At 65.1% G+C, this 25,733-nt stretch carries 27 protein-coding genes; 6 read left to right on the top strand and 21 right to left on the bottom strand.

Annotated elements, in window-relative coordinates; all coding sequences use genetic code 11:
• Nucleotides 1-163: 163 nt before the first annotated feature.
• The 3 genes from LL236_RS02815 to LL236_RS02805 form a co-directional block, all read right to left on the bottom strand.
• Nucleotides 164-1,147 carry a hypothetical protein gene (locus LL236_RS02815; protein ID WP_228177520.1) on the bottom strand — a complete coding sequence of 328 codons (984 nt, stop codon included), beginning with the start codon at nt 1,145-1,147 and terminating at the stop codon, nt 164-166.
• A 195-nt stretch (nt 1,148-1,342) separates the two neighbouring features.
• Nucleotides 1,343-2,239 carry a CPBP family intramembrane glutamic endopeptidase gene (locus LL236_RS14965; protein ID WP_228177284.1) on the bottom strand — a complete coding sequence of 299 codons (897 nt, stop codon included), beginning with the start codon at nt 2,237-2,239 and terminating at the stop codon, nt 1,343-1,345.
• A 103-nt stretch (nt 2,240-2,342) separates the two neighbouring features.
• Nucleotides 2,343-3,317, bottom strand: a complete 975-nt coding sequence (locus LL236_RS02805; protein ID WP_228177283.1) for a hypothetical protein — start codon at nt 3,315-3,317, stop codon at nt 2,343-2,345.
• 111 nt (nt 3,318-3,428) lie between these two features.
• Between LL236_RS02805 and LL236_RS14780 the strand changes: the two genes are divergently transcribed.
• A complete protein-coding gene (locus tag LL236_RS14780; RefSeq protein WP_267189479.1) occupies nt 3,429-3,563 on the top strand; it encodes a hypothetical protein in 135 nt (44 codons plus the stop codon).
• Nucleotides 3,564-3,578: 15 nt separating this feature from the next.
• On the opposite strand, the gene LL236_RS02800 is transcribed toward LL236_RS14780, so the two are convergent.
• The 3 genes from LL236_RS02800 to LL236_RS02790 all read right to left on the bottom strand — a co-directional run bounded on the left by LL236_RS02800 (nt 3,579) and on the right by LL236_RS02790 (nt 6,546).
• Nucleotides 3,579-4,970 carry a sugar transferase gene (locus tag LL236_RS02800; RefSeq protein ID WP_228177282.1) on the bottom strand — a complete coding sequence of 464 codons (1,392 nt, stop codon included), beginning with the start codon at nt 4,968-4,970 and terminating at the stop codon, nt 3,579-3,581.
• 67 nt (nt 4,971-5,037) lie between these two features.
• Nucleotides 5,038-5,733 carry a DUF2510 domain-containing protein gene (locus LL236_RS02795; protein WP_228177281.1) on the bottom strand — a complete coding sequence of 232 codons (696 nt, stop codon included), beginning with the start codon at nt 5,731-5,733 and terminating at the stop codon, nt 5,038-5,040.
• Between the two features lie 87 nt (nt 5,734-5,820).
• The gene (locus LL236_RS02790; RefSeq protein ID WP_228177280.1) at nt 5,821-6,546 is read right to left on the bottom strand and encodes an NRDE family protein; all 726 of its coding nucleotides are present in this window, start codon (nt 6,544-6,546) and stop codon (nt 5,821-5,823) included.
• 35 nt (nt 6,547-6,581) lie between these two features.
• On the opposite strand from LL236_RS02790, the gene coaBC reads away from it, so the two are divergent.
• Nucleotides 6,582-7,802, top strand: coding sequence for a bifunctional phosphopantothenoylcysteine decarboxylase/phosphopantothenate--cysteine ligase CoaBC (gene coaBC / locus LL236_RS02785; protein WP_228177279.1), 1,221 nt, complete (start codon nt 6,582-6,584; stop codon nt 7,800-7,802).
• A gap of 29 nt (nt 7,803-7,831) precedes the next feature.
• On the top strand, nt 7,832-8,833 hold the full coding sequence (locus LL236_RS02780) for a variant leucine-rich repeat-containing protein (RefSeq protein WP_228177278.1): 1,002 nt from the start codon (nt 7,832-7,834) through the stop codon (nt 8,831-8,833).
• A 19-nt stretch (nt 8,834-8,852) separates the two neighbouring features.
• Here LL236_RS02780 and LL236_RS02775 read toward each other — a convergent pair whose 3' ends face one another.
• The 8 genes from LL236_RS02775 to LL236_RS02745 form a co-directional block, all read right to left on the bottom strand.
• A complete protein-coding gene (locus LL236_RS02775) occupies nt 8,853-10,490 on the bottom strand; it encodes a VWA domain-containing protein (protein WP_228177277.1) in 1,638 nt (545 codons plus the stop codon).
• 146 nt (nt 10,491-10,636) lie between these two features.
• Nucleotides 10,637-10,951, bottom strand: coding sequence for a hypothetical protein (locus tag LL236_RS02770; RefSeq protein ID WP_228177276.1), 315 nt, complete (start codon nt 10,949-10,951; stop codon nt 10,637-10,639).
• 28 nt (nt 10,952-10,979) lie between these two features.
• Nucleotides 10,980-11,111, bottom strand: a complete 132-nt coding sequence (locus LL236_RS14775) for a hypothetical protein (protein ID WP_267189478.1) — start codon at nt 11,109-11,111, stop codon at nt 10,980-10,982.
• A gap of 128 nt (nt 11,112-11,239) precedes the next feature.
• Entirely contained in the window at nt 11,240-12,652 is a 1,413-nt protein-coding gene (locus LL236_RS02765; RefSeq protein ID WP_228177275.1) for an HNH endonuclease, read from the bottom strand.
• A gap of 402 nt (nt 12,653-13,054) precedes the next feature.
• Nucleotides 13,055-13,324 carry a heat shock factor-binding 1 family protein gene (locus LL236_RS02760; protein ID WP_228177274.1) on the bottom strand — a complete coding sequence of 90 codons (270 nt, stop codon included), beginning with the start codon at nt 13,322-13,324 and terminating at the stop codon, nt 13,055-13,057.
• 119 nt (nt 13,325-13,443) lie between these two features.
• Nucleotides 13,444-13,830 carry a type II toxin-antitoxin system VapC family toxin gene (locus tag LL236_RS02755; protein ID WP_228177273.1) on the bottom strand — a complete coding sequence of 129 codons (387 nt, stop codon included), beginning with the start codon at nt 13,828-13,830 and terminating at the stop codon, nt 13,444-13,446.
• The gene (locus LL236_RS02750) at nt 13,827-14,093 is read right to left on the bottom strand and encodes a type II toxin-antitoxin system Phd/YefM family antitoxin (RefSeq protein WP_228177272.1); all 267 of its coding nucleotides are present in this window, start codon (nt 14,091-14,093) and stop codon (nt 13,827-13,829) included. The genes LL236_RS02755 and LL236_RS02750 overlap by 4 nt, the downstream gene beginning before the upstream one ends.
• 174 nt (nt 14,094-14,267) lie before the next feature.
• Nucleotides 14,268-15,578, bottom strand: a complete 1,311-nt coding sequence (locus LL236_RS02745; RefSeq protein WP_228177271.1) for a UDP-glucose dehydrogenase family protein — start codon at nt 15,576-15,578, stop codon at nt 14,268-14,270.
• 84 nt (nt 15,579-15,662) lie between these two features.
• Here LL236_RS02745 and LL236_RS02740 point away from each other — a divergent pair, with 84 nt between their 5' ends.
• Complete coding sequence (locus tag LL236_RS02740) at nt 15,663-16,157, top strand: DUF4916 domain-containing protein (protein WP_228177270.1); 495 nt, start codon at nt 15,663-15,665, stop codon at nt 16,155-16,157.
• On the opposite strand, the gene LL236_RS02735 is transcribed toward LL236_RS02740, so the two are convergent.
• The 5 genes from LL236_RS02735 to LL236_RS02715 all read right to left on the bottom strand — a co-directional run bounded on the left by LL236_RS02735 (nt 16,151) and on the right by LL236_RS02715 (nt 20,872).
• Complete coding sequence (locus tag LL236_RS02735) at nt 16,151-17,716, bottom strand: sugar transferase (RefSeq protein ID WP_308017238.1); 1,566 nt, start codon at nt 17,714-17,716, stop codon at nt 16,151-16,153. The two genes, LL236_RS02740 and LL236_RS02735, sit on opposite strands and share 7 nt — an antisense overlap.
• Before the next feature lie 63 nt (nt 17,717-17,779).
• A complete protein-coding gene (locus tag LL236_RS02730) occupies nt 17,780-18,070 on the bottom strand; it encodes a Dabb family protein (RefSeq protein ID WP_228177269.1) in 291 nt (96 codons plus the stop codon).
• A gap of 2 nt (nt 18,071-18,072) precedes the next feature.
• Nucleotides 18,073-19,056, bottom strand: coding sequence for a GDP-L-fucose synthase family protein (locus LL236_RS02725; RefSeq protein ID WP_228177268.1), 984 nt, complete (start codon nt 19,054-19,056; stop codon nt 18,073-18,075).
• 76 nt (nt 19,057-19,132) lie between these two features.
• On the bottom strand, nt 19,133-20,161 hold the full coding sequence (gene gmd / locus LL236_RS02720; protein ID WP_228177266.1) for a GDP-mannose 4,6-dehydratase: 1,029 nt from the start codon (nt 20,159-20,161) through the stop codon (nt 19,133-19,135).
• Between the two features lie 132 nt (nt 20,162-20,293).
• Nucleotides 20,294-20,872 (bottom strand): hypothetical protein, encoded by a 579-nt coding sequence (locus LL236_RS02715; RefSeq protein WP_374197995.1) that lies wholly within the window; start codon nt 20,870-20,872, stop codon nt 20,294-20,296.
• A gap of 399 nt (nt 20,873-21,271) precedes the next feature.
• On the opposite strand from LL236_RS02715, the gene LL236_RS02710 reads away from it, so the two are divergent.
• Nucleotides 21,272-22,471, top strand: coding sequence for a lipopolysaccharide biosynthesis protein (locus LL236_RS02710; protein ID WP_228177264.1), 1,200 nt, complete (start codon nt 21,272-21,274; stop codon nt 22,469-22,471).
• 15 nt (nt 22,472-22,486) lie between these two features.
• Nucleotides 22,487-23,371 carry a sulfotransferase domain-containing protein gene (locus LL236_RS02705; protein ID WP_228177263.1) on the top strand — a complete coding sequence of 295 codons (885 nt, stop codon included), beginning with the start codon at nt 22,487-22,489 and terminating at the stop codon, nt 23,369-23,371.
• A 25-nt stretch (nt 23,372-23,396) separates the two neighbouring features.
• On the opposite strand, the gene LL236_RS02700 is transcribed toward LL236_RS02705, so the two are convergent.
• Both LL236_RS02700 and LL236_RS02695 read right to left on the bottom strand, forming a co-directional pair.
• A complete protein-coding gene (locus LL236_RS02700) occupies nt 23,397-24,380 on the bottom strand; it encodes a sulfotransferase (protein WP_228177262.1) in 984 nt (327 codons plus the stop codon).
• Nucleotides 24,381-24,406: 26 nt separating this feature from the next.
• The gene (locus LL236_RS02695) at nt 24,407-25,579 is read right to left on the bottom strand and encodes a glycosyltransferase (RefSeq protein WP_228177261.1); all 1,173 of its coding nucleotides are present in this window, start codon (nt 25,577-25,579) and stop codon (nt 24,407-24,409) included.
• Nucleotides 25,580-25,733 lie beyond the last annotated feature (154 nt).

Below are 25,733 nucleotides of genomic sequence, written 5' to 3'. Positions count from 1 at the left end.
CCGGGGGCTGTACGCGAGACGCGTACCTTCGCGGCGGATGAGTGACCCGAAACACTCAGCGCGCGGTCTTGCCACGATGAGAATGGCACGGTTCGCGACTTCGTGCCGGGGGATTGTCAACTGCGCGTCCCGGATGCCATAATCCGCCGCGCGGGCAGGTGGGTCAGCGGCCGAGCAGCCTACCGACCACGCTCGGAAGCTCTCCCGGGGTGGTGACCACCTGGTCGTGAGGCAGCTCGGGTGCACCGGGTCCGGTCACGATGGTGCCGGGGGCGTACGCAATCGTCGGGACCCCCGGATAGTTGCGGCGTACCGTGCGGATGAAGTCCGCGGCGGTCATCACGTCGCCCTCGCGGCCGCAGTCGGTGACGACTAGGAGGTACTTCTCTGCTGCGAGGTATGCCAGCGCAGCTTCGCAGTGCCGCGCGACGGTGACGGTGAGGCCCATGCGGTGCAGGGCGACGACGTCGGGGACGTGGCTGTCGGGATCGTCGTCGACCCAGAGCACGCGGCCGAGACGGAAGACCGACTTCTGCGGCGCGCGCGGCGGCGCGACGTAGGGCTGCTGGGGGACGCCCGCCGCCTGTTGCGGCGGGTCGGGGGTCGGTGCGGCCTCCGGGCTCAGGGATGCTGCCGGGATGGGCTCATCCACGGGAGGGGAGGGAGGTTGCTGCTCCGGAGCCGGCGTGGGCGCGAGCGCGGTCGGAGCGGGGCCGAAGGCGGCGCTTGCCACGGTGACCGGTTGCGCTGACGGGTTGGGGGCGAAGACGTACTCGATGGTGCCCTCGTCGACCCGCGGTGCCTGTGGCGCGGTGGCAGGCGGCGCGGTGACAGGGGGCGCGGTAACCGGGGGAGCAGTGAACTGAGGTGCCTGCGGCTGCTGCTGGTACGCCGCGGTGGGTGCCGTGTAGGGATGCGACATCGGCGTGCCGACAGTGTTTCGCGGCGCGGTTACGGTGCGGACCGTGCCCGTCGTGACAGCGGGGGTGCTCATGTCGGGGTACCGCGGCATGCGCTGTGCGGGCTCATGACGATCGGAGGTCGCTTCTGCTTTGTTGCTCTCCCACATCGCCCAGCCCACGACGAGTCCCAGCACGGCAACGACGCCGAAGCCGATCATGAGGGTGATGAGTGAATTACTGTCCATGTTCGAACCTGGTGCTGAGTCAGGGTGAGCCATGTTGCACGCTCTCGGGTTGACCACTATTGTCTGCGATCCGCGTAGTGCGGCACGACAAACTGTGCGAACTCTCATCTAGCGCACGAGAGATCCCCGGCTTTTGCGTCGTTTCCGGACGATTCCGGACGTGAAAGCTACGTCGGACGACGTCGTTTCGCCGGGTTAGGCGGTGCGACTGTTACGACCGCGAGCCCAGTACGCGATGGTGGCAGCGGCCATGATCGCGAGCATCACGACCGTGGTGAGGCTGGCCTCCAGGCCGAACAGGCCGCCCGAGACGAGGGGGTTGGCATCCGTCGTCTCGACGACCGCCAAGAGCGAGTTCTCTGCGGGGATGCCCGACACCGGGATGCCGAAGAGGCTGTTCTGTGCCCAGTTCCACACGGCGTGGAACGCGATGACCCCCCAGAGGCCGCCTTCGCTGAGCGCCCAGAACCCGAGCAGCAGGGAGACGAGAATGAGCGAGAGGACCGAGAGGATGTTCATCCCCGTGTTGAGGGAGTGCGCGAGCGTGAAGAAGACGGTCTGGGCGATCATCGCGGCGAGGATGCCGAAGCGCGGCATCCAGGACTGGATGAGGTACCCGCGGGAGATGAGCTCTTCGGCGCCGCTCTGGATCGAGAACCCGACTAACGCGAAGATCACCCATCCGAGTGCGGTCCAGGCGGCGTAGCTGCCGTCGGGAGTCTGGAGGAACTCCATGTTGCCGGTGAGGACTGCCACGGCGACGGCGAGGGACATCGCGCCGAGTGCGATCGCGGCTCCTCGCGCGATCTGCAGCGGGGCGCGGGAGGGGGAACGGAAGCCGATACTCGCGAATGCCCGCCGTTCCTTGAATCGCAGCCAGACCCACAGCAGGATCCAGACCGACAGAAAGGCCAGGCTGCTGATGTTGGTGAGGCCGAGGGCTGTGATGCCGGGGATGAGGGCGAGCAGGATGCTGGTGGCCATGACCGACGCGAACAGGACCACCGCGACGATCGAGCCGACAAGCGGCCCGGTCGGTCGCTGCGCTTCGCGCATTGCGCCGGCGAAACTGTCACGTCGTGTTTCGGTCACGGGGCCTCCCAGGTCGGCGGTCCCGACCGACCCTAGCGAATGGAGGCGGGGTGGCGCAGGGCTTGTGGTGCGGCTGCCTCCTCGGCTAAGGCGACCCGGGCGGTCATCCGCGCCCTGCCTGTTGTGCGCCCCAGACGGCGCCGAGCGCGAACTGGCCGGTCACGCCGAAGTGGCGCATCGCCTGGTCCACGCGGCGCCTGCCGGTTCGAGGGCTCAGGCCCAGCGTGTGAGCGGCGGCCTCGACGGTCATGCCCCGGCTCATCAGGGCGAGCATCGGCGCCCACGGCTCGTCGCTCTGGTCGACAGCGGTTGCCTCGCCCCACAGTTTCTCGAAGACCCAGGATGCGAGAGAGACGACTTCTTGCGCGCTCGTGGCGAGCACGCGGGTCGGATGGGGATCACCCCAAACAGAGGGGAGGGTGACGGTGTCATCGTCGATGATCCAGAAGAAGCTGGGCGGCGACGGGTGGGTTCGGATCCAGGTGCCTGCTGCCAGTTCGTTATCGAGGTGCCACCGGTTGATGGGATCGAGGGCGTCTTCGTCGGAGAGGATGACGCGGATGCGGCTCTCGCCGTCGAGTGGCCTGGCGGCCCAGAGCGTTTCGGCGTAGTCGAGGCCGGCGTCGCGCAGGATCTGCGTCGAAGGGATGCACAGCTGTGCTGATCGGGGCGCCCGGCGTGAGGACTGTGCGCGCCACATGTCGGCCAGCGCCCAGGTGCCCTGAACCGTGGTGGGCGGTGTCGAGGTTCCGGTTCCGTCACCCGTCTCGCCGGCATTCCAGGCCTGGAGGAGCTCCGGGATGCTGGCAGCCAGGGCATGCGCGGCGGCTGCGGCATCCGTGAGTTCGCGCACGCCGTCGTCGATGATCTGCTGGATGGCGGTGGCTACCGTGAAGTCGGGTCGTCGGTGAGCGATGGTGTCGCCGGTGACTCTGAGGAGTCCGCGGCGCTCGAGGAGTGCGAGTTGTTCTCGCAAGTCCGCCTCGTCGAGGCTCAGCCTGGTCGCGAGTGTGGCCGGGTCGGCGCCCGGGTCGTGGAGGGCAGCGGCGAGCACGATGAGAGCTCGTTTGTCGGTCATCGGTCCTCCTTGAGGCGCGTTATGGCCAATGGCATTAATGTGCCACGTCCGGTGGGTAACGTCGGCCAGGCGCACGCGCCCGCGTGGCATGTGGACCGTCGAGGAGGAACCGTGAGCGAGCAGCCTGCACAGAATCAGCCAGCTGAGAAGAAGTGGACGGTGGGGCGGATCGTGCTGGCCGGCATCGGTCTTGTCGCACTGGGTCTCGCGGCGTATTGGATCACGTATGCGCTGCTACTGAACTGAGGGATTTACGGCGCTCTAGCGGGCTGCGCGGCCGAGGAGCGCTGCCTTGGCCGACTTGATGACGATCGCGACGTCGCCGGCGAGGCTCCAGTTCTCGACGTAGGAGAGGTCGAGGCGCACGGCGTCCTCCCACGCGAGGTTCTCGCGGCCACTGATCTGCGACAGGCCCGTGATGCCTGGTTTGACCAGGAACCGACGCAGTGAGGCGTCGGTGTAGGTCTCGACTTCGCCCGGCAGGGGTGGGCGGGGGCCGACGAGCGACATGGTTCCGCCGATGACGTTGAACAGTTGCGGAAGGTCGTCGAGGGTGTGGCGGTGCATCCACCCGCCGAGGGCCGTCGGCACGGTGCCGTCGTCGTCCTCGCGAGCCGTGCGGAACGCGAGCATCGTGAACGGGCGGCCGTGATAGCCGATGCGGGTTTCGCGGACGCAGACGGGGCCCGGCGACGAGAGCTTCACGGCGACAGCGAGGATGCCGAGAAGTGGGCTGATCACGACGACGGCGACAAGCGACACGATGAGGTCGGACATGCGCTTGCCGAAGCGTTGGCCGGGCGAGAACCGCGGTGTCTCGACGTGGACGAGGGGCAGGCCCGAGACGGGTCGGGTGTGGATGCGGGGTCCTGCGACGTCGGCGATGCCGGGTGCGAGCAGCAGGTGCTGGCGGCCGGCTTCGAGGCTCCACGAGATCTGCTTGACCTTCTCGGGCGGGAGAGCGTCGCTGCTGGTGACCAGCACGGTGTCGGCGCCGGTGTCGGCGAGGACGCGGGTGAGGTCGTCGAAGGTGCCGAGGACGGGGATGTCGGCATCCGTCGTCGGGATGCCTGCTTCGTGGTCGTCGGGCGGGAGGCAGGCTCCGACGACGAGGTAGCCGGTGTCGCGGCGCTGCTGCAGTTCGTGGCCGACCTGGGCGACTGATGCCGGCGATCCGATGAGGATGACGCCGGAGGCGCACTTTCCGACGCGTCGTTTGGCGACGAGCCACTGGCGCCACAGCCATCTGACGAGCAGGAGCAGCAGGATGCCGGCGGGCAGGCTGATGAGCAGGTAGCCGCGGGCGATGTCGACGCGGAAGAGGAATGCGACGATCGCGATGACCCCGAACAGGACGAGGGAGGAGTCGATGACGCGGACGTATTCGGTCATGCCGGTGCCGACGACGCCGGGCGTTCGGGTGTCGGCCAGGCTCAGGGCGAGCAGCCACAGGGCGACGAGGATCGCGGAGGTCAACCAGTACGACACGGCGGTGAAGCGCAGGTCTCGCAGGAGTGAGAGCTGGGCGTTGCCGGTGCCGAACCACACGATCTGGGTACCGTAAACGACCCACACCAGAACGACGGCGTCGCTGATCAGCAGTCGTGTGCGGTAACTCTCATGCCACGGTCGTGGCTCACCCGTGGAGCGCACTCACCCAGCCTTGCACACGCCGGTCGTTCACCGGCGCGACACCGTGGGTTTGCGAGAGAGAGGTGCCTCAGCCCGAGTAGCCGCCGTAGCGGGCGATCGTGCTGAGGAACTGGAAGGTTGCGAGGGTGATCTGGGCCGAGATGACGACCGCGACGATGATGCCGACGACCTGGGTGGCGATGAGGCCCCACAGGGGTCCCCAGCCGGTGCCGGTGCGGCGGATCGTGACGACGATCCGTCCGATGGGGTAGACGAGCGAGAGGAACATCCATGGCCAGGGGAACGGGCGGTCGATGCCGCGGTTACGGAGTTCGCGGTGGTCGAGGTACGCGAACCAGACGCTGAAGCCGTAGACCGCCCAGCCGAGGAGCATGATCCCCCACCACCACGGCGAGAAGAAGATGTCGAACGGCTGCATGAAGTTGTGGATCTGGGGCGGGGTCCCGGGTTGCGAGTAGGAGTTGATCGCCATCCAGCCGTGCATCGTGAACATCGAGCGCCACGGCACGAGGAGAGCGGCCAGCGTCGAGACCAGCGGCAGCAGCACGATGAGCCAGATCCAGACGGTGTTCGTGTCGACGCCGGGGCTCTTGCGTGGTTCGGGTGCGGCGGCGGGAGCTGCTGGCGGCTGCGCCACTGGGTTGGACGCTGCGTTGGGCGCTGACGTGTGCGCTGTCCAGGCGGTGCCGTCCCAGAAGCGCAGGATGCCGGGGGTAGACGGGTCGGGGTACCAGCCGGCTGACGGCTGCTCTGGTGTCGACATGGGTGTCCTCCCGTTCGCGAGTTCCGTGCCCCACTCTAGGTCGGTGCCGGACGCCGCGTCAGGGGGCTATCCCCCGGGTTGGGGGCTCTAGCTCCGCGGAGCGTGCAGGTCGAGGTGGCCCCACTCGCCGGGTGCGGGAAGTTCGGCGTAGCTCACGTCGATCCCGTCCAGTCCCACGGATGCTGCGCAGACGAGGAGCGACAGGGTGGGATAGCCGAGGGGGCGGTTGTCGCGAATGATCGCTCGTTCATCGACGGGGCCGAGGTCGGTGCTGCGTTCGAGCACCTCTAGCCAGGGCCGATACCAGCGCTCGCCCGATTCGGGCTCGGCGAGGCGGAAGTGTTCGAGCCAGTGCGAGATGCGGGCGGTGGCCGGGTCGTCGACGTCGTCGTGGGCGATCATGTGGATGCCGGCTTCGATCTGTGTCTCGCGGCGGTTGGCGCCGTCCCACGAGATGACGTGTGCGGAGGTGGCGTCGACCTCGAGCAGGTTGAAGCCGCGCATTGCGGGGTGCTCGCCGGGTGAGGTGCCGAGGACCGAGTCGAGGGGGAGGGTTCCTCGCGAGACGACGGCGGAGTCGGGCAGGTCGTCGCCGCCGGCGCGGTTGAGGAGGACGGCCAGGCGGTGGGTGTCGGCATCCGCTGCCAGCCACGCGCCGCCGGCGCGGACGTCTTGCACGCCGAGGATCGACGGGTGCTGCGGCCACCAGTGTCCGAGCGGGTTCCACGGGCGGGTGGGGTCTTCGTCGCGGATCGCGAGGAGGCGCACGGGTGTGCCCGGGTCGGTCGGGACATCGATGATCACAGTGCACATGGGGGTTCCTGCTCAAGTCGTGGAAGACTGGCCGCGTGTTCGTTGTCGTCGGGGTCACGGGCGGAATCGCCGCATACAAGACGGTACATCTGGTCAGGCGCCTGATCGGCGAGGGCCATGAGGTGCACGTCGTGCCGACCGAGGACGCGCTGCGGTTCGTCGGGCAGCCGACGTGGGAGGCAATCAGTCGCAATCCCGTCACGACATCGGTGCATGAGGATGTCGCGACGGTGCGGCACGTGTCGCTCGGGCAGCGGGCCGATCTCGTGATCGTCGCGCCGGCCACCGCGAACACGCTGGCGAAGATGGCTGCCGGGCTCGCCGACGATCTGCTGGGGACGACGCTGCTCGCGACGACCGCGCCGGTCGTTGTGGCGCCTGCGATGCACACGGAGATGTGGCGGCATTCGGCGACGCAAGAGAACATGCGGGTGCTGCGGTCTCGTGGCGTGCACGTGGTCGGGCCGGCTGATGGGCCGTTGGCCGGTGGCGATTCGGGGCCGGGGCGGATGAGTGAGCCGGATGAGATCGCGGATGCTGCGCTCGCCGTGGTCGCTGCGGCGGCGGGGCCGCGTCGGGTTCAGGATCTTGCCGGGCTGCGGGTTGTCGTGTCGGCGGGTGGGACGCGGGAGCCGCTGGATCCGGTGCGGTTCCTCGGCAATCGGTCGAGCGGGCGGCAGGGTGTCGCGCTCGCGGCAGCTGCCGCTGACCGGGGTGCGGAGGTGACGCTCGTCGCCGCGCACATCGACGGTGAGGTGCTCGGTGGGGTGGGCGATGGCGTGAAGGTCGTGTCGGTGGGGACGGCGCTGGAGATGCAGGATGCCGTGACGGAGGCGGCATCCGCTGCGGATGTCGTCGTGATGGCGGCGGCGGTTGCCGACTATCGGCCCGCCGAGGTGGCGAAGGCGAAGCTCACGAAGGAAGCCCAGGGCGATCGTCTGACGCTGGAGCTCGTCGAGAATCCCGACATCGTGGCGGCGTTGGCAGCCGGCAGGCTGTCGGGACAGACGGTGGTGGCGTTCGCGGCAGAGACCTCGTCGGGGGATGAGTTGTTGGAGCGGGCCAAGCGTAAGCGGGAGCGCAAGGATGTCGATCTGCTCGTGGTGAACGAGGTTGGCTGGGCTCGCGGGTTCGAGTCGGCCGACAATGAGGTCGTCGTGATCGATCGGTCGGGCGAGGTCGCAGCGGAGGCTTCGGGGTCGAAGCGTGAGGTTGCGGAAGCCGTGTGGGACGCGGTAGTCGCAACGCGACGATAGGGTGAGGGCATCGTGGGGGAGGACGGCTGATGGATCGCACAGTCGCGTGGCAGGCGCTCCATTCAGCCGATACGGATGCCGAGACTCTCGCTCGAATTGCCGGTGAGTATCCGGAGTTCGCGCTGCAGATCGCGTCTCATCCTCAGTGCTATGACGAACTCGCATTGTGGGCTCGATCGGTCGCTGCGACGGGTGCTGCGGCGGAGACAGACAGCGCGTCCGCATCGTCACCCGCTGAAGATGCGGGTGGCTCGGGCCTTCGTCCTGGCGTCTGGATCGGGATCGCGGCGGGAGCGGTAGCTGTCATCGCAGTCGGTGGTGGGGTGTGGGGGCTCATGGCGTCGGGTGTGTTGGGCAATGGGGTGGGGTCGCCCTTGGATGCCGGAACGGCGGCGGATGCGGAACGACCCGAGCTCGACGGGCCTGAGGTCTACGTCGGCGACGAGCTGGAGTGGTTCCTGCCGGAGGATAGCCAGTTGCGAGTGTTGTTCCCGGGTGTGGGTTCAGTCTCCCGCGGCGCCGAGCTCGGCGGTATCGGTGAGGGCGAGGGCGTGCACACGGGGCCTGAGGAGTGTTCCATGTGGTTCTGGGGCGATGACTGGGCCGTCGTGGGGCTGCGCACCGCTTCGTGGGACAACGGCGCAGTCGCGGTCCGCGGGTTCCCGACGGATGACGAAGCCGAGCACTACTTCGGCGGATATAGCGAGACCATCGACTCGTGTGCGGACTTCGCGATTCTCGGCCCTGATGAGGCGGAGTATGGTCGAGTTTTCATTGAGTCGCTCGACGTGCCCGCAGGGACAGAATCCCTGGTCGCTGTTCGCCGAACCGAGGGCGGCGAGATGCCACCGGAATCGGGCGACGACACGCTCGAGCTGCTCAGCCTCGAGGGAAACACCGTGACCACGGTCAGCGTCGTGTGGGATGACCGGTTCTCCGAGGCGTCGGAGCTCTCGAAGATCGTCGCCGCGGTCGTTGAGCAGCGCGACGAGGCGTTCGTGGCACTCGCTGATCAGATGGCGTTGCGCTGATCTGCCGGCGCTACGCTGATCAGCCGAAGATCTCGGCGTGGGTAGCCGCGGAGAGGGTGCGAGCGGCATCCTCGACCGTGACGCCGGTGAGTTCAAGGCCCGGCATCGTGTTCTCAATCGATTCGTCACCGTAGACGGAGGCGCCGTCGGCGGTGAACGTGATGAGATGCCCGGAGCGATCGGCGACCAGGTACTGCGTCCAGCCTGCGACGACGTACGACCGGTACATCCCGCCGGGGAACACGGCTCCGAGGTTTCCGCTGAGGTTGCCGAGGCGGATGCCGCGGGCGTTGGGGAGGAACGCGCCCGAAATGCTCTCTCCGAAGCTGGACGGGGCCCGTGACACGGAGATCGACCACAGCGTGCCGTCGTGGAAGACGGCTGACAGTCCGATCTCGAGGATTTGCCACTCGCCGTCTCGGATCTTCGTGAGGTCGGGCGCCGCGGCGGACGCTTCGGATTCGGTCATGCCGAGGGTGAGCGGGCCGATGCCGTCGAAGTCGATCTGCCACAGGCCGGCGTCGATCACCGAGGATGACCCGATGATGCATCGGCAGACGACGATGGTTCGCACCGTGTCGGTCGTGGGATCGTATGTGACCCGGTAGCCGACCGGGCTGCCCGGCTGGGCTCGATAGATGGCTGTGCCCGGCGCTTCATCGTCGCTTGCGACGGGAGCGCCATAGGTTGCTTCGAGGGATGCACGTGAGCTTCCCGGGCCGAAGCGTTCCGCGGTGACTGTTGTCTCATCGGCGGGGGTGATCGCGTAGACCCGATCATCGTGCAGCTCGACAGTTCCCCACCCGCAGTCGATCACGATGATTCGCACGCCGTTACGCAGCGTGGACTCGATGATTCGGATGTCGTCGACGTTGCTGCGGACTTCCGAGAAGGTCATGCCCAGCTGCACGCCGTGGAATCCGCGCGCGCTGAGCACTGTCGCGTCGTTGAGGGTTGCCGCTTTCAGTCGGGCGAAGAGTTCGTCAGGGTTGGATGCAGCGACCGCTGTTCCGCCTCCGACGCCGCCGATGCACGTCATCTGCTGCTGCGCCTCTTCGTCTTGGTCGACGCCGAATGCCACGACGTTGATGTTCACAAGCGGATTCTCGCGGTGCAGGTCGGCTGCGACGTCGCACGAGGTCGGTGGTGCGCACGTGTCGACGCCGTCGGAGATCAGCACGATATTTCCGGGTTGGCCGGGTGGGAGCATCGACATCGCAACACCCAATGCCGGCCCGATAGGGGTGAAACCGGATTGGGTGACGCCGTTGACGGACGCCCGGAGCGAGCCGAGGTCCATCGGCTGAAGGGAAGAGAGGGTCTTGACGTCTTGGCACCCCGATGCGCGCTCGGCATCCGAGTTGCCTGTGCCTGTCCCGAAGACGAGGAGGCCGACTTCTGCGTTCTGGGAGAGGGCCTCCAGGGCCGCGATGGTGGCTTGCTTGGCGACATCCATCCGTGTGACCCCCGGCGAGGTTTCGCGGATCATCGAACCGGAAGCGTCGAGGATGATCACCGTCGGCGGGATGCCGTCGTCGGTTGCGGCCTGTGCCGGTGGTGCTGTGAGCAGTCCCGCGGCCAGCAGAGCGGCGCCGGTGAGCATCCCAAGCTTCGCTACCCACTGACCGCGGTCGATCTTGGTGCCGCTTCGAGCCATCCAGATACCCCCTCGGGTAGGTTACGGCGTCGACGCTATTGCGCGCCACGAGAACGTCTTCGAGTGGCGAGATGCCGGCCGTTGTGGGTGCGCTGGGGTGACCCTGCGGTCGTCGAAGGACAGACTGTGACGTGGAGGCTTCGGGGTCACTCGCCCGAGGGTTCGCCCCAGACGCGGCGGCTGAGTGCGGCGATGTCTTTGTCGAGATGGTCGATGCGGGTGCCCATCGCATCGAACCGGGCGTTCATCTCGCCGCGGAGTCCGTTCATTTCTGCGCGCAGTCCGCTGATCGATGCATCCATTTCGCCGCGGAGTCCGTCGAAGCGGCCGTTCATCTCGCCGCGTAGTCCGTTGATGGATGCGGTCATGGTGCGGGTGAGGAGGGTTGTCATGACGGTCATGCCGCCGAGCATGAGCGTGGCGAAGAGGCCGATGAGCACCCAGCTCTGTGGTTCGGTCACGGTGGTCACCTTTCCAGTGTGCGGCAGGTCACTTCAGGATGCCAAGGTTCTCGCGCCGCCGATCGCTGGCGCGGGCGGCCTGGGACTGTTCGGCGAACTGGGCGGCGCTGGGGAGGAGCGGTGCGCGGGGTGAGTCGGACCGGGTCTCAGTGCGGTCCACGGGCGGGTGCTTCAGGGCACGTGAGCCGGGTGGGCAGCGCGGGGGTGCGGGCACGGCGCGTCGGCACGTGGCTCCGGGAGGCGCGGTACGCCGGGTGGGCAGCGCGGAGTGTCGGCGCGTGAGGTGTGTCAGAACGGTGCGTCGGAGGCGTCGGCGGGTGCGGCATCCGGGGGTAGTGGATCGTCCGCGACGTATGGGTCGGGCGCGAAGTGGACCCCGGGCGTGGGTGGATAGTCGGTGTAGGTGGTTCCGACCGGTGAGGTCCATTCGAGGATGCCGCCCTCGAGCTGTCTGACTTTCCAGCCGGCGAACTGTTTCATCGAATGATGTCTTTGACAGAGGTGGGCGAGGTTGCAGACATCCGTTTTGCCGCCGAGCGCGTGATCGATCGTGTGGTCGACTTCGCAGCGGATGGCGGGGAGGCGGCATCCGGGGAACCGGCAGTGGCGGTCGCGGGCCCTCAGGTGGCGGTCGATCGCGGCGGTGCGCTGGTAGCCGTTGGTGTGGAGCACCTGACCGGTGACGGGGTGGGTGACGAGGCGTTCCCACCAGGTGTCGCAGGCTTCGGCGATGGCGCGGGCGGTTTCGGCGTCGATGGGGGAGTAGCCGACGAGGTCAGCGGGCTCTGCGTGGCCGTTCTCGTCGCCGTCGGGCTTGAGGAGGCTGAGGGCTGGAACGACGACCTGGATCTTCGCGCGGATCGCGCCGAGTGTGCCGGGTCCGTCGCCGGTGATGGTGGGGTCGGCGAAGGGGGATCCGGTGAGAAGGATGTCGGCGGCGATATCGGCGCGGATCTGAGCCCGGGTGCGGATGTCGGTGGCGAGGATGTCAGCCGGAATTCGGGCGTCATCGTCTGCCGGAGAACCGACTGCAGCCTTCGCGGCGTTGCGCACGTCGATGACAACGGTGGTCATCTGGTTCATGCGGTCGTCGATGCCCGCGATGACCGGGGTGGGCGCGACCAGGAGTAGCGATGACATCCCGTCGGGCAGCGCGCGGGTGGTGATGTCGCGGCGTTCGCGCGCGGAGGCGTGTCGTTCGACGAAGCTGCGGGGATGCATCCGCTGGGCGAGGATTTCGAGCTCAGCTTTCACCCGACCGACGGTGTCGCGCCGGCACCGATCGAGTGCCTCGGCTTCGAAGGCGGGGATGACTTCATCGGGGAGGTCGGCGGCAGCATCCTGAATCGCGTACACGTGCTGGCGGGTGATCTCACCTTGAGCGCGGGCTTCGAGGGTGCCGGGGTAGCGCTCGGCGAGCCGTTCAGCGTCGCCGATCTGGCGTTGCATCGACCGATCGGACACGCGCGCCGGCACTCCGATCGTGGCGGCGATGCTGCGAAGCGCCATGTCGTGCTCGCGCACCCGGGACGGCTTGCCCGCCGCGAGTTCGCGCGCCAGTTCGCCCGCGCGAGCGAGAGCGCGGACGCGGGCGGCTTCGGCGGCGGCAAGCGCCGCATCCGCCTGCTGAACGGCAGCGACGATCGAGGTCAGCTCGGCGGTCTGCGCCTCGCTGAACTCGATAACCCCGTTCGAAAGCATGTACTAATTATGACATCACCCTCCGACATTGAGTCCCAGAGGGGCGCGCCTGTGGAAAACCCTCAGAAATTGATCTACATGCGAGTGCATGATGGTTCGACTCGAAGCTCAATAGAACAAAAATACGAATATCGGATCCCGGCTTCGTCAGTCCGTGAACTCCCGTGGCGTGAAGGCACGCTCACGGACATTCGTCGCGAGCCGATCGAGTTCGTCGGTGACATCGAGGCCTGCGATTGCCTGCTCGACCCGCTCCGCTCCGCACATGTTGCCCTCACGACAGCGTGCGCCCCGTCGCCCAGAGCGTCGTTGGTGCAACGGCCCGCGAGCACCTCCTCGACGGCGTGGACGGCCGCTTCGAATCTCTGACCGACGCGCCCCGTGGTGGATCGCGACGGATGCCTACTCGCCGGAGGGCTCGCCCCAGACGCGGCGGCTGAGGGCGGAGATGTCGCGGTCGAGGTGGTCGATGCGGGTTCCCATCGCGTCGAAGCGGGCGTTCATCTCAGCACGAAGGCCATCGATCTTCCCCTCGAGCCGGCCCTCGACGCCCGAGATGCTGGCGGTCACTGTGCGCATGATGAGGTTCGTAGACAGCGTGAGCCCGCCGAGCATGATGGTCGCGAAGATGCCGATGAGCACCCAGCTCTGCGGTTCGGTCACGATGGTCACCCTCCTAGTGTGCGGTATCGCGATTCAGGATGCCATCGCTTCGCCCTCGCGCGGACGAATGGTGCCGCACCTGGCAGACGTCCCCGCGCGAGAACCGCCTGGGGAGCGGAAGTGCGGCTCTAGGCCGGTGCGAGCACGCGCAGCCCCGACCGTTTGGCTGCGGCCGAAAGCTCCCCGTCGTAGGTGAGCACCTCGTCGACGCCCACGCGAAGAGCAGTCGCTAGGTGAATCGCGTCGTTCGGGCGCAACGGTGCATGCGTCCCCGCTGAGAGAAGGTCGCCGCGCGTGACGTCGATCAGCGTCACTGCGTCGAGCACAGTGGTGATGGCGTCAAATTCGATCAGGCTGGGGTTTCGTCCGGCAGCGCAGTGCAACTCGGCGTGCAGGAGCCATGAGGCGACCAGATCGCGCGCTGTGGTGGTCAGTTCGTGGAGGAGTGCGTCGGATTCTGCCTCGTCGATGAGCAGCTTCATCGCGGCTGAGGTGTCGAGGTAGGTGACGGTCACCAGCTGCCCCGGGTGTAGCGGATGATCTCGGTTGTATCCCGCGCAGATGCGGCTCGACGGATGCCGGAGAGCGTCGATACCGCTGCGGTAGCTCGCCTCGCACCCCCCTCAGACACGAGGGCTTCGAGGCCCCGGGAGGTAAGGGGTGTCAGGAGTGCAATGACCTTGCCACGGTTGCTGATCTGTATGGTCTCGCCAGCTTCAACCCGGCGCAGGATCTCGCCGCTGCGGTTGCGCAGCTCCCGGTGGCTCACGATGTCCATGGCGAGCAGTGTAGCGCGCTGTAGCACATGAGAACACCGGTGATTGGACCCGGTGTTCGGCACGCGCGCTGGCCCGCAGCGGCGCCCAGGATGCCAGGACGAACCGTCTAGGCGGTGGCGTGGGTCACAGTCGTGCACAGTCGGGCCTCGCGGTGTGCTGTGGAGGAATCTGATCTACGGGCGCCCCATGCCGTAGTAGGTCCAGCCGGCGGCGCGCCAGGCGGCGGCATCCAGGCAGTTGCGTCCGTCGACGATCACGCGTCCCTCGGTGAGGGTCGAGACGTGCTCGGGCGGCATCTGCCGACGGTACTCGTCCCACTCGGTGACGACAACCACGGCGTCGGCTGCGCGCAGGGCTTCGTCGCGGTCGGCGACGTAGTTGAGCTGCGGATGCTTCGCCTGAGCGTTCGCGATCGCCTCGGGGTCAGTGACCGTGACCCATGCGCCGAGGCCGTGCAGGCGCACGGCGACGTCGAGTGCGGGGGAGTCGCGGATGTCGTCACTGTGCGGCTTGAACGCGGCACCGAGTACGGTGACGTTCTTCTTGAACACGGATCCGCCAAGTCCGTCGACCACGAGCTGCACCGCCCGGTCGCGACGCCGCATGTTGATCTCGTCGATCTGGCGCAGGAACGCGATCGATTCGCCGCGGCCGAGTTCTTCGGCGCGGGCGGAGAAGGCGCGGATGTCTTTGGGGAGGCATCCGCCACCGAAACCGATTCCTGCGCCGAGGAACTTGCGCCCGATCCGGTCGTCATGACCGATCGCGTCGGCGAGCTGCGTGACGTCAGCGCCGACGGCCTCGGCGATCTCAGCCATCGCGTTGATGAACGAGATCTTGGTCGCCAGGAACGCGTTGGCCGAAACCTTCACGAGTTCAGCGGTGGCGAGGTCGGTGACGATGAACGGCGTGCCCTTCGCGACCGGCGGCGCGTACACCTCTTTCAGGATATCGACAGCGGCGGTTCCAACATCCGTTGACGGAACGCCCACGACGAGCCTGTCGGGATCGATTGTGTCTTGTACGGCCCAGCCTTCGCGCAGGAACTCGGGGTTCCACACGAGCGTCGCGCCTGCGGCTTCAACGCGAGGCGTCAGCTCAGCTGCGGTGCCGACGGGAACCGTCGACTTGCCCGCGACGATGTCGCCCTCGCTGAGGTAGGGGATGAGCCCATCGACAGCCGCGTTCACGTAGGTGAGGTCGGCGCCGTATCCGTCCCGCTGCTGAGGGGTGCCGACGCCAATGAAGTGCACCTTCGCGCCGCGAGCTTCGGCCATGTCGGTCGTGAAGCGCAGGCGACCGGATGCCACACCTTCGGCAAGAATCTCAGGCAGTCCGGGCTCGAAGAACGGAGCTTCACCTTTCGAGAGGGCATCGATCTTGCGCTGGTCTACGTCGATACCGACGACCTCGTGTCCGATGGAGGCCATGGCCGCTGCGTGGACGGCTCCGAGGTATCCGCATCCGATGACAGAAAGCTTCACGCGCCAAGCCTAGGGGGCGTATGTGACGTGAAAGTGACGCATGGGCGCCGTGAAACTCGAGAGCGGTCGCGAGACAATGAAGTCATGGCCTACCTGCCCGATGACCTGTATCGCCAGATCGAGCAGTCGATGCCGATCGCATGCGTCGACTTCGTCGCGACGCGCACCGCCCCCGACGGTGCGCGCGAGTACGGTCTGATTCTGCGTCACTCACCGTACGGCGAGGTCTGGTGTCACCTGGGTGGCCGCATTCAGCGGGGGGAGACGATCGCTCAGGCTCTTCAGCGCCACGCCAACGACGCCCTCGACGCCGGTCTCGACCTTTCAATCGATCCGCAGCCCGTCTACACCTACCAGTCGTTCCCGGCGGCCGATGCCCCGACCGATGGAACGCCGTTCGGCCGTGACGAAAGAAAGCACTCGATCGGTATGGCGTTTCTTGCCGAACTCACAGGCGACCCGTCTCCACGAAATGAAGCTCTCGACTTCGCCTGGTTCACCAGTGAATCCATCCCCGCAGATGTCTGGCCCGGCTGCGAGCACCTGTTCGCGAAGCTCGGAATCGTCGCCCGTCAGTGAGCCGTCTCGCCTGGCGCAAGCGCGGCCCGGGCCGTCTTGAGCAGGATGGTGAGATCTCCCACGAGCGTCCAGTTCTCGACATAAGAAAGGTCGAGACGAACGCTCTCGTCCCATGACAGAGACGATCGACCACTGACCTGCCAGAGGCCGGTGATACCGGGCTTCATCAGGAATCGGCGGTGGACGTGCTCGGCGTACTGCTCGACCTCACGGGGTAGCGGCGGTCGCGGCCCGACGAGCGACATCGACCCACCGATGACATTGAACAGCTGCGGCAGCTCGTCGAGGCTGTACTTGCGCATGAAACGTCCGACGCGTGTCACGCGCGGATCGTTCTTCATCTTGAACAGCACCTCGTTGCCCGAGTCGCGTTGCTCTTGCAGCAGCCTCTCGAGCAGTTGTTCGGCGTTGGGCACCATCGAACGGAACTTGATCATCTTGAACGTCTTGCCGCCGCGCCCGACTCGCTCCTGACGGAACAGTACGGGCCCGGGCGAGGTCAGCATGATTGCCACGGTCAGCAGAAGTAGGAGTGGGCTGATGACAATGACGCCCAGAACAGATGCGACGAGATCGAAGGCTCGCTTCGTGACCCGCTGACCGAGCGAAAACCGAGGCGTCTCGACGTGAATCAAGGGGAGGCCCGATACGGGACGAATGTGGATGCGTGGGCCGGCGATGTCGGCGATGCTGGGGGCGATCACGAGGTGCTGCTTGCCTGCCTCGAGTCCCCACGAAATCTGCTTGACCTTCGCGGGCGGAAGATCGTCGGCGCTCGTGACCGCAACGGTGTCGGCGCCGGTCGCCAGCAGCGCCCTCTCGACGGCGTTGACGTTGCCCATGATCGGGATCGTGGTTCCCGAGATCGTGTCACCGACCTTGCCGCTCGGCACGCATGCGCCGGCGACGAGGTAGCCAGCGCGGGGCGTGCGCTGCAGCTCGTGCGCGATCTGCGCCACGGAGCTCTCCGAGCCGACCAGAAGGACGCGGTGCATATAGGCACCGCTCCGGCGCTTGGCAATCAGCCACTGCCGCCACAGCCACCGCACGAGAATGAGCACGGCGACACCGAGGGGCAGGCTGATCAAGAGGAAGCCGCGGGCGATGTTGATCTGGAAGAGGAACGCGATGATCGCGATCACCCCGAACAGCCGGACGCTCGAGTCCACAATTCGGATGTATTCTGCGCTTCCGGCCCCGATGACACGGTGGCTTCGCGAGTCGGCGAGCGAGAGCGCCCAGAACCACACCACGACAAGAATCGTGGAAAGCGCCCAGTAGGAAACATCGCTGAAGCGGTGGTCTTGCAGAAGCGCGAGTTCGGCGTTGCCTGTGCCGAACCAGAAGATCTGAGTGCCGAACACGACCCAGATGAGCACGACGGCGTCACTGATCCACAAGCGTCGGCTGAAGAGCAGCTGCCACCTCGCGTCGGCACGCCTCGCAGGGATGACGACCGAACCTGTTGAGGTCGTTACGGGGCGCGGCCCCGCGGAAGTTTCTTCGCCGTGTGCGCGATGCCCCGTTGCATTCGTGCCGTGCTGAACGTCAGCCGTCACAGAGTGCCCTTCGTCGTGGTCCCGATTCCACCCGGAGGTGAAGATACCACTCCTGTGTTTCGCTCAGTTGTCGCGCGTGTGATACTCACCGACCCACCAGTCCGAGATCCGCGCCATCTGGTCAGCGATAGCGATGTGTGCCGGATGCGCGCGGAAGCGGTCGAAGGCTGCGGCATCCGCGAAGGTCGTGTCTTCGACGATCACCCGACCCTTGCGTGAGTCCAGCGAGACTTCAACGTTCCACGACACAGCCTCGGCCTCGTCGCCGAGTCCCCGTAAAGCCGAAACCGCCTGTTCTAGCTCGGCATCGGAAGCATCGTCGTGCACCCGGAAGAGCACAATGTGCCGGAACACGTCTACTCGCGGATCGACTCGACGTGATCGTGATACCAAGCCACAGTGCGCTCGAGGCCTTCTTCCAGGGAGATCTGAGCTGTCCAGCCTGCCTCGGCGAGCTTGGAGACATCCAGCAGCTTCTGCGGTGTGCCATCGGGTTTAGAAGTGTCCCACTCCGTCTCACCGTCAAAGCCCGTGACGGATGCGATCGTCTCCGAGATCTCGCGGATCGTGATATCTGAACCTGTGCCGACGTTGACCTGGTCAGGCCCGTCGTAGTGCTCCATCAGATGGAGGCACGCGTCCGCCATGTCATCGGCGTGCAAGAACTCACGGCGCGGTGTGCCCGTGCCCCAGTTGGTCACGGTTGCCGCGCCCGACTTGGCTGCCTCGTCATACCGGCGGATCAGCGCCGGCAGCACGTGCGACCCCTTCGGCGAAAAGTTGTCGTTCGGCCCATAGAGGTTGGTGGGCATGGCCGAGATCCACGGTAGGCCATACTGACGGCGCACGGCCTGCGTGTGCAGGATGCCCGCGATCTTCGCGATCGCATACGCGTCATTGGTCGGCTCGAGATGCCCGGTGAGCAGCGAGTCCTCGCGGATGGGCTGCTCGGCGAGCTTCGGATAGATGCACGACGACCCAAGGAACAGCACGCGCTCCACATCGTTCGCGAGCGCGGCATCCAGCACATTGGTCTGAATGCGCATGTTGTCGCTCAAGAAATCGACCGGGTAGGTGGAGTTCGCCAGGATGCCGCCAACCTTCGCAGCTGCAAGCACGACGTACTTCGGCTTAACCTCGCTCATGTACCCGAACACCGCATCCCGATCCTTGAGGTCGAGTTCGGCTGATGTCTTGCCGACGATGTTCTCGAACCCGGATGCCTCAAGCTTGCGCCAGATCGCGGACCCAACGAGCCCTCGGTGCCCCGCGACGTAGAACGTCGCGTCGCGGTCGAGTTCCCCCGGCGCGTACTGGACTCCGTCCACCGCAGTCCCCATCAGTAAGCCATTCCCCGGCCGTTGAACGAGCGAAGCCCCGTCCGGTCGTTGAGCGAGCGAAGCGAGGCGAAACGCATCACTTCGTCCCCCACGACGCGAGCTTGACGGTGTCGATCCAGTCGGCGCCCTTTTCCAGTGCTTCCACGTCGGCATCAACCATCAACTTGGCCAGTTCCTTCCCATCGATCGTGGGAGTCCAGCCGAGTTTCTCGCCTGCCTTCGTCGGGTCGCCGATCAGCGCGTCGACTTCGGTCGGGCGCAGGTAGCGCTCGTCGAACTTGACGTACTCCTGCCAGTCGAGTCCAACGTGACCGAAGGCGGTCTCGAGGAAGTCCTTGATGGTGTAGCCGACACCCGTGGCGAGTACGAAGTCCTCGGGCTCGTCGACCTGCAGCATCCGCCACATTCCTTCGACGTACTCGGCGGCATAGCCCCAGTCGCGGATGGAGTCGAGGTTGCCGAGGTAGATGTCCTTCTGGAGTCCTGCCTTGATGCGGGCGACGGCGCGCGTGATCTTGCGGGTCACGAAGGTCTCACCACGGCGGGGGGATTCGTGGTTGAAAAGGATGCCGTTCACCGCGAACATGTCGTATGCCTCGCGGTAGTTCTTCGTGATCCAGAAGCTGTAAAGCTTTGCCGCTGCGTAAGGGGACCGCGGGTAGAACGGCGTTGTTTCGGACTGCGGCGGCGGGGTTGCGCCGTAAAGCTCGGAAGTGGATGCCTGGTAGAACCGAGGACGGATGCCAGCCATACGGACCGCCTCGAGGAGACGGATCGTGCCGGTCCCTGTGGTGTCGGCGGTGTGCTCGGGTTCATCGAAGGATACGCGCACGTGTGACTGAGCCGCCAGGTTGTAGACCTCGTCGGGCTCGATCTCCATGAGCAGTGTGACGAGCCGTGCTCCGTCGCTCAGGTCGCCGTAGTGCAGGAAGAGCTTCGCATCGGGGTTGTGGGGGTCGGTGTAGAGGTGGTCGATCCGATGCGTGTTGAACGTCGAGGCTCGGCGGATAATGCCGTGCACTTCGTAGCCCTTCGAGAGCAGGAGTTCCGCGAGGTACGAACCGTCCTGTCCTGTAATTCCAGTGATGAGTGCGCGCTTTGTCATGATTCCCCGGTTCTCGATGCGGTCTAAGGGTTAGGGGCTTGGCGATGTGATTGGCCGAGCTTGGAGCTTGCTCCGGATTATGGTGATTGGCTGAGCACGCACCCGATGTGCACGCTCGGCCCGGCGTCCCTGCTAGTTACCAGGCAAGAGGGAGTAGTCGAACAGGTTATAGTCCTCAGCGTGAGCTGTGGCGACGAGCTCAGCCAGTTCCCGGCTCTTCGACAGTCGCGCCACCTCGCCCGGCCGAAGCGATCGATTGATGTGAGGAATCCGCAGATCATCGATTCCCAGATGTTGAGCGATTGTCCTGGTGGCAGTCGTCATGGTGCTAGCGGTTAGCCGGACATCGGGCAACCGAACCGATCCGTCAGCCCTCCGGTAGAAATCACTCATCGTGGGCTTCTCGGCAACCATACGCAGGAAGCGGCTCTCGTCCCAGTAAGGGGTCTCCCTACGAATTAGCAGGGGGTCCAATCGATGCAGGCCGCGCGCGCTAAGCCGTTTCCCGCCGATAATCCGGTCCTTAATCCAGTTGCCTGGGTAGTAGTACAGGCTCAGCATGCGATCCAAAGGGTGCCGGAGGCCGCCGATTAGCAGGAAGTCCGCGGCGCGGTGACCGAGCATTGTCTCGTAGAACCGAACCGTGACGTGCTTATGCGGGGTGATCGGACCGCGAATCTCGAAGTTGTCGTCGGATGCCTGTCCCGGCATCCGAAGCCTCTTGTCCTCTGAGTACGGGAACAATGCCTCGGAAATAGAGGTACCGGCGGTCTTTGGTGGGTGGATGAATATCCATCGGTACTGCTCGGAAAGCAAGGCGATTCCTGTTCGATGTTAGTGGTGCTGGCCTGTATTCGCCGATGGTACAGCGTCTCTGTTGCCGGGCTGTTTCTGTCTCCGGGTCGTAACCTCCCGGTTGCGAGTGGGAAAGGTCAGTCCCCATAGACTCAACTACTAGGCGCCAGTCTCAGATCGACCCAGTGCGTCGCTTGTTCCTCTAGCTGGCTGCAGATTGAAGGCGCCGATGAGTCAGTGCACACGACTGGGGATGCGGAGCAGCCCCCGTTCCCACCGTGCGGGGCGCCTCAGCGCGACGGAACGAGTGCGCGAGTGGTAGGCCGCAAGCGCATCTTCCGTCGAACCGCCATCTCCCTGAGTGGACGAGTTTCTGCTTCTCTAGCCCAGGCGCTTCTTCTCGCATTCCTCGCTCGTTCGCTTGGTGTGGCCGATTTCGGCGTGTATGCAGCCACATATGCGACGTGCATGTTCGCCTTTGGAGTTCTCGACTACGGACTCACGACGAGGGCTCTTGCCGCAGCAAACCTCACTGACACGCGGGGACTTTTCGGCGCCTTGGTGGTGTCGAAGAGCATCGCCCTGTTGGGCTCGCTTGCGGTCGCCCTCGCAGTTACGGCAGTGATGGGTCTGGATGTCTTCGCGCGTCTCCTCGTTGTCGTCAGTGTCCTTGCTGCCGCCGGGGACGCGCTGGGCGACACATCGCTTTCTATTCAACAAGGTGAGAAGCGTACGATCGCTGCCAATACTCTCCTTCTCACTCGCAGGCTGCTCGCGCTCGTTCCGTTTGCATTCGGCCTTACGTTCGAGGCTGCAATCGTCTGTCTGCTCGTCGGTGGGCTCATCGGAGTTGTTGCCTGCTTCGCGCTGCTCTTCCGCCGCGCAGGGAGACCCACCTCACTTCCCCTACTGCTCAGGTCGAACCACACGATGTTCCTCGCAGGACTCGGCCCGAATCTCTCACAGCTTGGCACGGCGGTTGTTGGCGCGACCAGCGGGGCCGTTCTCGCTGGTCTCTACGGCGCATCGACGCGGCTCGCAGCGCCGATGAACCTCGTCATCACAACTTTGATGCAAGTATTCGTGCCAGAGATGGCAGGCGAAGGCCCGAGCAGCCGCCGACTGGCGATTTTCAAGGGTTCGCGAAGAGTAGCGCTGGTTTTGGCTGCGGTCTTCTTGGCTGCGGTGCCGGCTTCCCCTTGGGTTACCCAGATCGTGCTCGGTGACGAGTTCCGCGCCGCGGCCCCGATTATCGGGGGTGTAATCGCTGCCGCCGCGCTCATCGCAGTCAGCCAGACCTATCTGGGTTGGTTCTATGCGACGAGCGTGCCACTCGGGGTCGGGGTAAGCATGATCGCTTCAGCGCTGCTCCGACTTTTTTTGTGTGCCTTCGCAGGGTATCTGTGGGGTGCGTGGGGACTGGCGGTGACGTTGCCACTCGTCGCAATTGTGACGCTAGTCTCGCTCCACTTGATTTGGCTTAGACAGTCGAAGGACATAGAGCGGCATTCCTAACGGAGACGAGACGAGATGACACTGGACTTCTTTATTATTGGCGCTCAGAAGGCGGCAACTTCTTCGTTGCAGGCTGCTCTATCTGCCGTACCGGACGTGTTCCTTCCGGTCGGCGAGAGCCCGTTCTTCGAGGACCCGGACTACGCGTCCAAACCCTGGCTCAGCTTCCCAGGCAAAGGCGTCCGGCAGCGAGTGGCGGGGATCAAGAGGCCAGACGCATTGTGTCGCTCGGACATCATCAACCGCGTCGCTAGCGCTTGCCCAGATGTGAAATTGATTGTGGTTCTTCGCGAGCCGATTTCGCGAGCGGTCTCGGCCTATTATCACCTCGCCAGACACGCCCACGTGCCGGCGGAGGGACTCAATGCGGGTCTCCGTAGATCACTCGAGGACTTCGACCGGGGTGTCAAGAGCCAGTCTCGATCGCTAATAACCTACGGCCAGTATGGGAAGTATCTCGGAGCCTGGCACGAGCGGTTTCCATCGGAGCGGTTCCTCGTGCTTTCACAGTCTTTTGTACGAAGGGACCTTGCCGGAGCGCTTGCGGCTTGCTGCGCCCACCTGGGAGTTGACAATCCGGGCCACGGCTTGCCGAGCACGATTGCTGACCGCAACGTGGGGCTCTACGACGACCGCTTCATCGCGATGTATGCGGCCGGGCACCGGTTGAAGACCCAAGCCGTACCAGACTCAACGCGACGGCTTCCCGCGAACAGCCGTTTGAGGCGCGCCGCGGGCAATGCGATCACGCGATCTGCGGAGTTGCTGGCCGATCACGGCCGGCGTCCCGCGGAACTTGAGCCCGACATCGCCCAGTACCTATCGGACATATACTCTGCTGACCGGGCGCTTCTGGACAGGGTTGCTCCGGCGTCCGCGGTTGACTGGGACTTCTCGTAACCTGCGCGGTTCTTGCCCCGCAGAATTACGCCGACCTGATCCGCTCATTGACGAGATCTGTCGTCCCCAGGGTTATTGCGTCAACCTTCCGAATATCCTCGTCCGAGAGGAGACCTCTCCAGTATTCGCTCGAACTCTGGACGTTCCGGTGACGGTCATGGGCGCGACCCACGGCTGGTTCGTCCGTGCCCTCGTCCTTATAGGTGTCATGAATCTTTGCCTCGACGCGGGCGGTGAACTCGAGACCCGCGCGCGCGAAGACTTTGCGGTATGCGGGCATCGGGTCGCGGATAACTGCGGCCACATCGACCCACGACACCAAGGGATCGTCGGCGGTCGCCCGCGCAAGATAGCCGTAAAGAAGCGTCCAAAGGCCAGCTGCGTTGGCCACGCTGTCCGCCTTGGGGTCTACAACCACGCTCTCCGGAGGCAGGGGGATTGTGGGTGCATCGAGTCGAATCTGATCGTGGAGATGACGCAGGTCGAACCCCCAACCGAGTCGCTTGAAGCTTGCGGCGACGGCATACGGCGATCGAACGGTGATCACAGCGGGCACCCGCTCGACCCGAGTTAGGTACGGCACGAGGAGGGACGCGAAGGGGTCTTTCCATATGACCGTGGACACGCGGGGGTCCAGCTTGCACCGGAGGTAAGAAAGCTTCGTGTGCCCACCGATGACATTCTTCGCCAGGGCGCGGACGCCTCGGTCGGTCTCGTAAGCACCCGGTTTCAGCTTCATCTGGAGCCGCAGAACGCTGCGGATCTGGGTGAGCAAGTCACTCTCCGCCGTTGACGCGATCGGGCCTTGGAAGTACACGTCGATTCCGCGCATGCCGCTGTCGGCGTTGAACGGTTCGTACACGTAGGACGCGCGGGGGGCTGCACTGAGAATGGTGCCGATCGGGGTAGTGCCCGACCGAGGCATACCCGTCACGAGCACAAACCGCTTCTTGTGCCCGGTGCGGAGCGGGCTACGCTCCTCGTTCTCGTCGGAAATCTCAGTAGCCATCATCTTCTTCCTGCGCAAGTGGTGATTCAACGAGCAACCGAGGCGACCGCAGCCTTAATCTGCTCGGCGAAGCTCTCGGGCGAGAACTTCTCCGCGTGGCGTTTAATCTCCTCGTGGTCCCATGTCTCTGGAAAAGACTCCACCGCATCAACAATCGACTCAACAGTGGGTTGGTCGATGAACGACCCCGACACGCCCTCGGCAGTTGAGTCCAGGAAGCCGCCGCTCCTTAGCAACAGTGCGGGGGTGCCAAGCGAGTTAGCTTCGATCGGTGTAAGGCCGAAGTCCTCGTGGGACACGGATACGAGGGCTCGCGCGTTCGCGTAGAGCCACCGCAGTTCAGCTTCCGACACCCGTCCTACGGCTTCTACGTTTGCGGGAAGATCGGTATCCGAGCGCGCGCCGACGAGCACAAGTCGGTGCGAAGGGAGGTTCCGGAACGCCGACACGAGGAGATCGGCGCCTTTGTAGCCGCGCGCGCGACCCACCGAGAGAAAGTAGCCTGGCTCGACGGCAACTGCCTGACGCTCACCCGACGGGTCAATGGCGACTGGCGGGTGTATCACCTGTGGCGTGATGCCGTACGCCTCCTTAACCCGTGCTGCTACCGAACTGGAGTTCGCGATGTAAAGATCCGCCGAACGGGCGCTCCGCCGGTCCCAGAAGAGCAGGAATGGTCGCAACACAGAGAGCGCAACTCGCACTAGCCGCGACTGATCCAGGACGTAGTCTTCTCGCTGGTAGAGCCATCGTGCTGGATTATGGCAGTACACGATCTTTGCTCCTCCTGATCGAGTTCGAACCCCATGCGACCACCCCGATGAGCTGCAGATCACGAGTTGTGTTTCGATTGGTGCCAGCGTCGACCAAGCAACCGGGAGAAGCGGCAGCGCCCTTCTTACGTCGCTGTGGAGCGCTCGGAGACGCCTCAGGAAGGACTGCCGAATTCGGAAGTCGTCAAACCCTTGGAATGTGGTGTTGGGCGTATAGACGGAAGTAACGAACTCCTCCGGCTTGAAAATTCGCGCCAGTTCCAACGCGACGCGCTCCGCGCCACCCGATTGAGTCAAATAGTCGTGCGCGATCGTGACGGAAGCGCGGTGCCGGTCGTCACCACGGGCTGAGCCAGCGAGTGCGGCAGTTCGCTCCCCGTTCAGCTCGGGGGCGAGGCTTCTGTCTTGGTCCTGATCATGCGACACCCGGTGATTCTATTGGCTGCGTCGTAACGCCCGTATTTCCTGAATACCGCGAGTTCGGCGGCGGGACTGGCCCCACGCCGAGTCTCGTAGCATGGTCATAGAAGCATTCTAAGAATCGCGGAGTATCTGGTGCCGAGGTAGCCGTCAGCTACTT

The sequence above is a fragment of the Microbacterium schleiferi genome, assembly GCF_020781975.1.
Classification (GTDB): Bacteria; Actinomycetota; Actinomycetes; order Actinomycetales; family Microbacteriaceae; genus Microbacterium.
This window is presented reverse-complemented; position numbering and strand designations above follow the sequence as displayed.

Excerpts from the sequence above, each read along its gene's own strand:
- LL236_RS02815 (WP_228177520.1), bottom strand. The coding sequence starts at position 1,147 with ATGGACAGTAATTCACTCATCACCCTCATGATCGGCTTCGGCGTCGTT.
- LL236_RS02805 (WP_228177283.1), bottom strand. The coding sequence starts at position 3,317 with ATGACCGACAAACGAGCTCTCATCGTGCTCGCCGCTGCCCTCCACGAC.
- LL236_RS02795 (WP_228177281.1), bottom strand. The coding sequence starts at position 5,733 with ATGTCGACACCAGAGCAGCCGTCAGCCGGCTGGTACCCCGACCCGTCT.
- LL236_RS02790 (WP_228177280.1), bottom strand. The coding sequence starts at position 6,546 with ATGTGCACTGTGATCATCGATGTCCCGACCGACCCGGGCACACCCGTG.
- LL236_RS02780 (WP_228177278.1), top strand. The coding sequence starts at position 7,832 with ATGGATCGCACAGTCGCGTGGCAGGCGCTCCATTCAGCCGATACGGAT.
- LL236_RS02775 (WP_228177277.1), bottom strand. The coding sequence starts at position 10,490 with ATGGCTCGAAGCGGCACCAAGATCGACCGCGGTCAGTGGGTAGCGAAG.
- LL236_RS02765 (WP_228177275.1), bottom strand. The coding sequence starts at position 12,652 with ATGCTTTCGAACGGGGTTATCGAGTTCAGCGAGGCGCAGACCGCCGAG.
- LL236_RS02750 (WP_228177272.1), bottom strand. The coding sequence starts at position 14,093 with ATGGACATCGTGAGCCACCGGGAGCTGCGCAACCGCAGCGGCGAGATC.
- LL236_RS02740 (WP_228177270.1), top strand. The coding sequence starts at position 15,663 with ATGGCCTACCTGCCCGATGACCTGTATCGCCAGATCGAGCAGTCGATG.
- LL236_RS02725 (WP_228177268.1), bottom strand. The coding sequence starts at position 19,056 with ATGGGGACTGCGGTGGACGGAGTCCAGTACGCGCCGGGGGAACTCGAC.
- gmd (WP_228177266.1), bottom strand. The coding sequence starts at position 20,161 with ATGACAAAGCGCGCACTCATCACTGGAATTACAGGACAGGACGGTTCG.
- LL236_RS02715 (WP_374197995.1), bottom strand. The coding sequence starts at position 20,872 with ATGCCGGGACAGGCATCCGACGACAACTTCGAGATTCGCGGTCCGATC.
- LL236_RS02705 (WP_228177263.1), top strand. The coding sequence starts at position 22,487 with ATGACACTGGACTTCTTTATTATTGGCGCTCAGAAGGCGGCAACTTCT.
- LL236_RS02700 (WP_228177262.1), bottom strand. The coding sequence starts at position 24,380 with ATGGCTACTGAGATTTCCGACGAGAACGAGGAGCGTAGCCCGCTCCGC.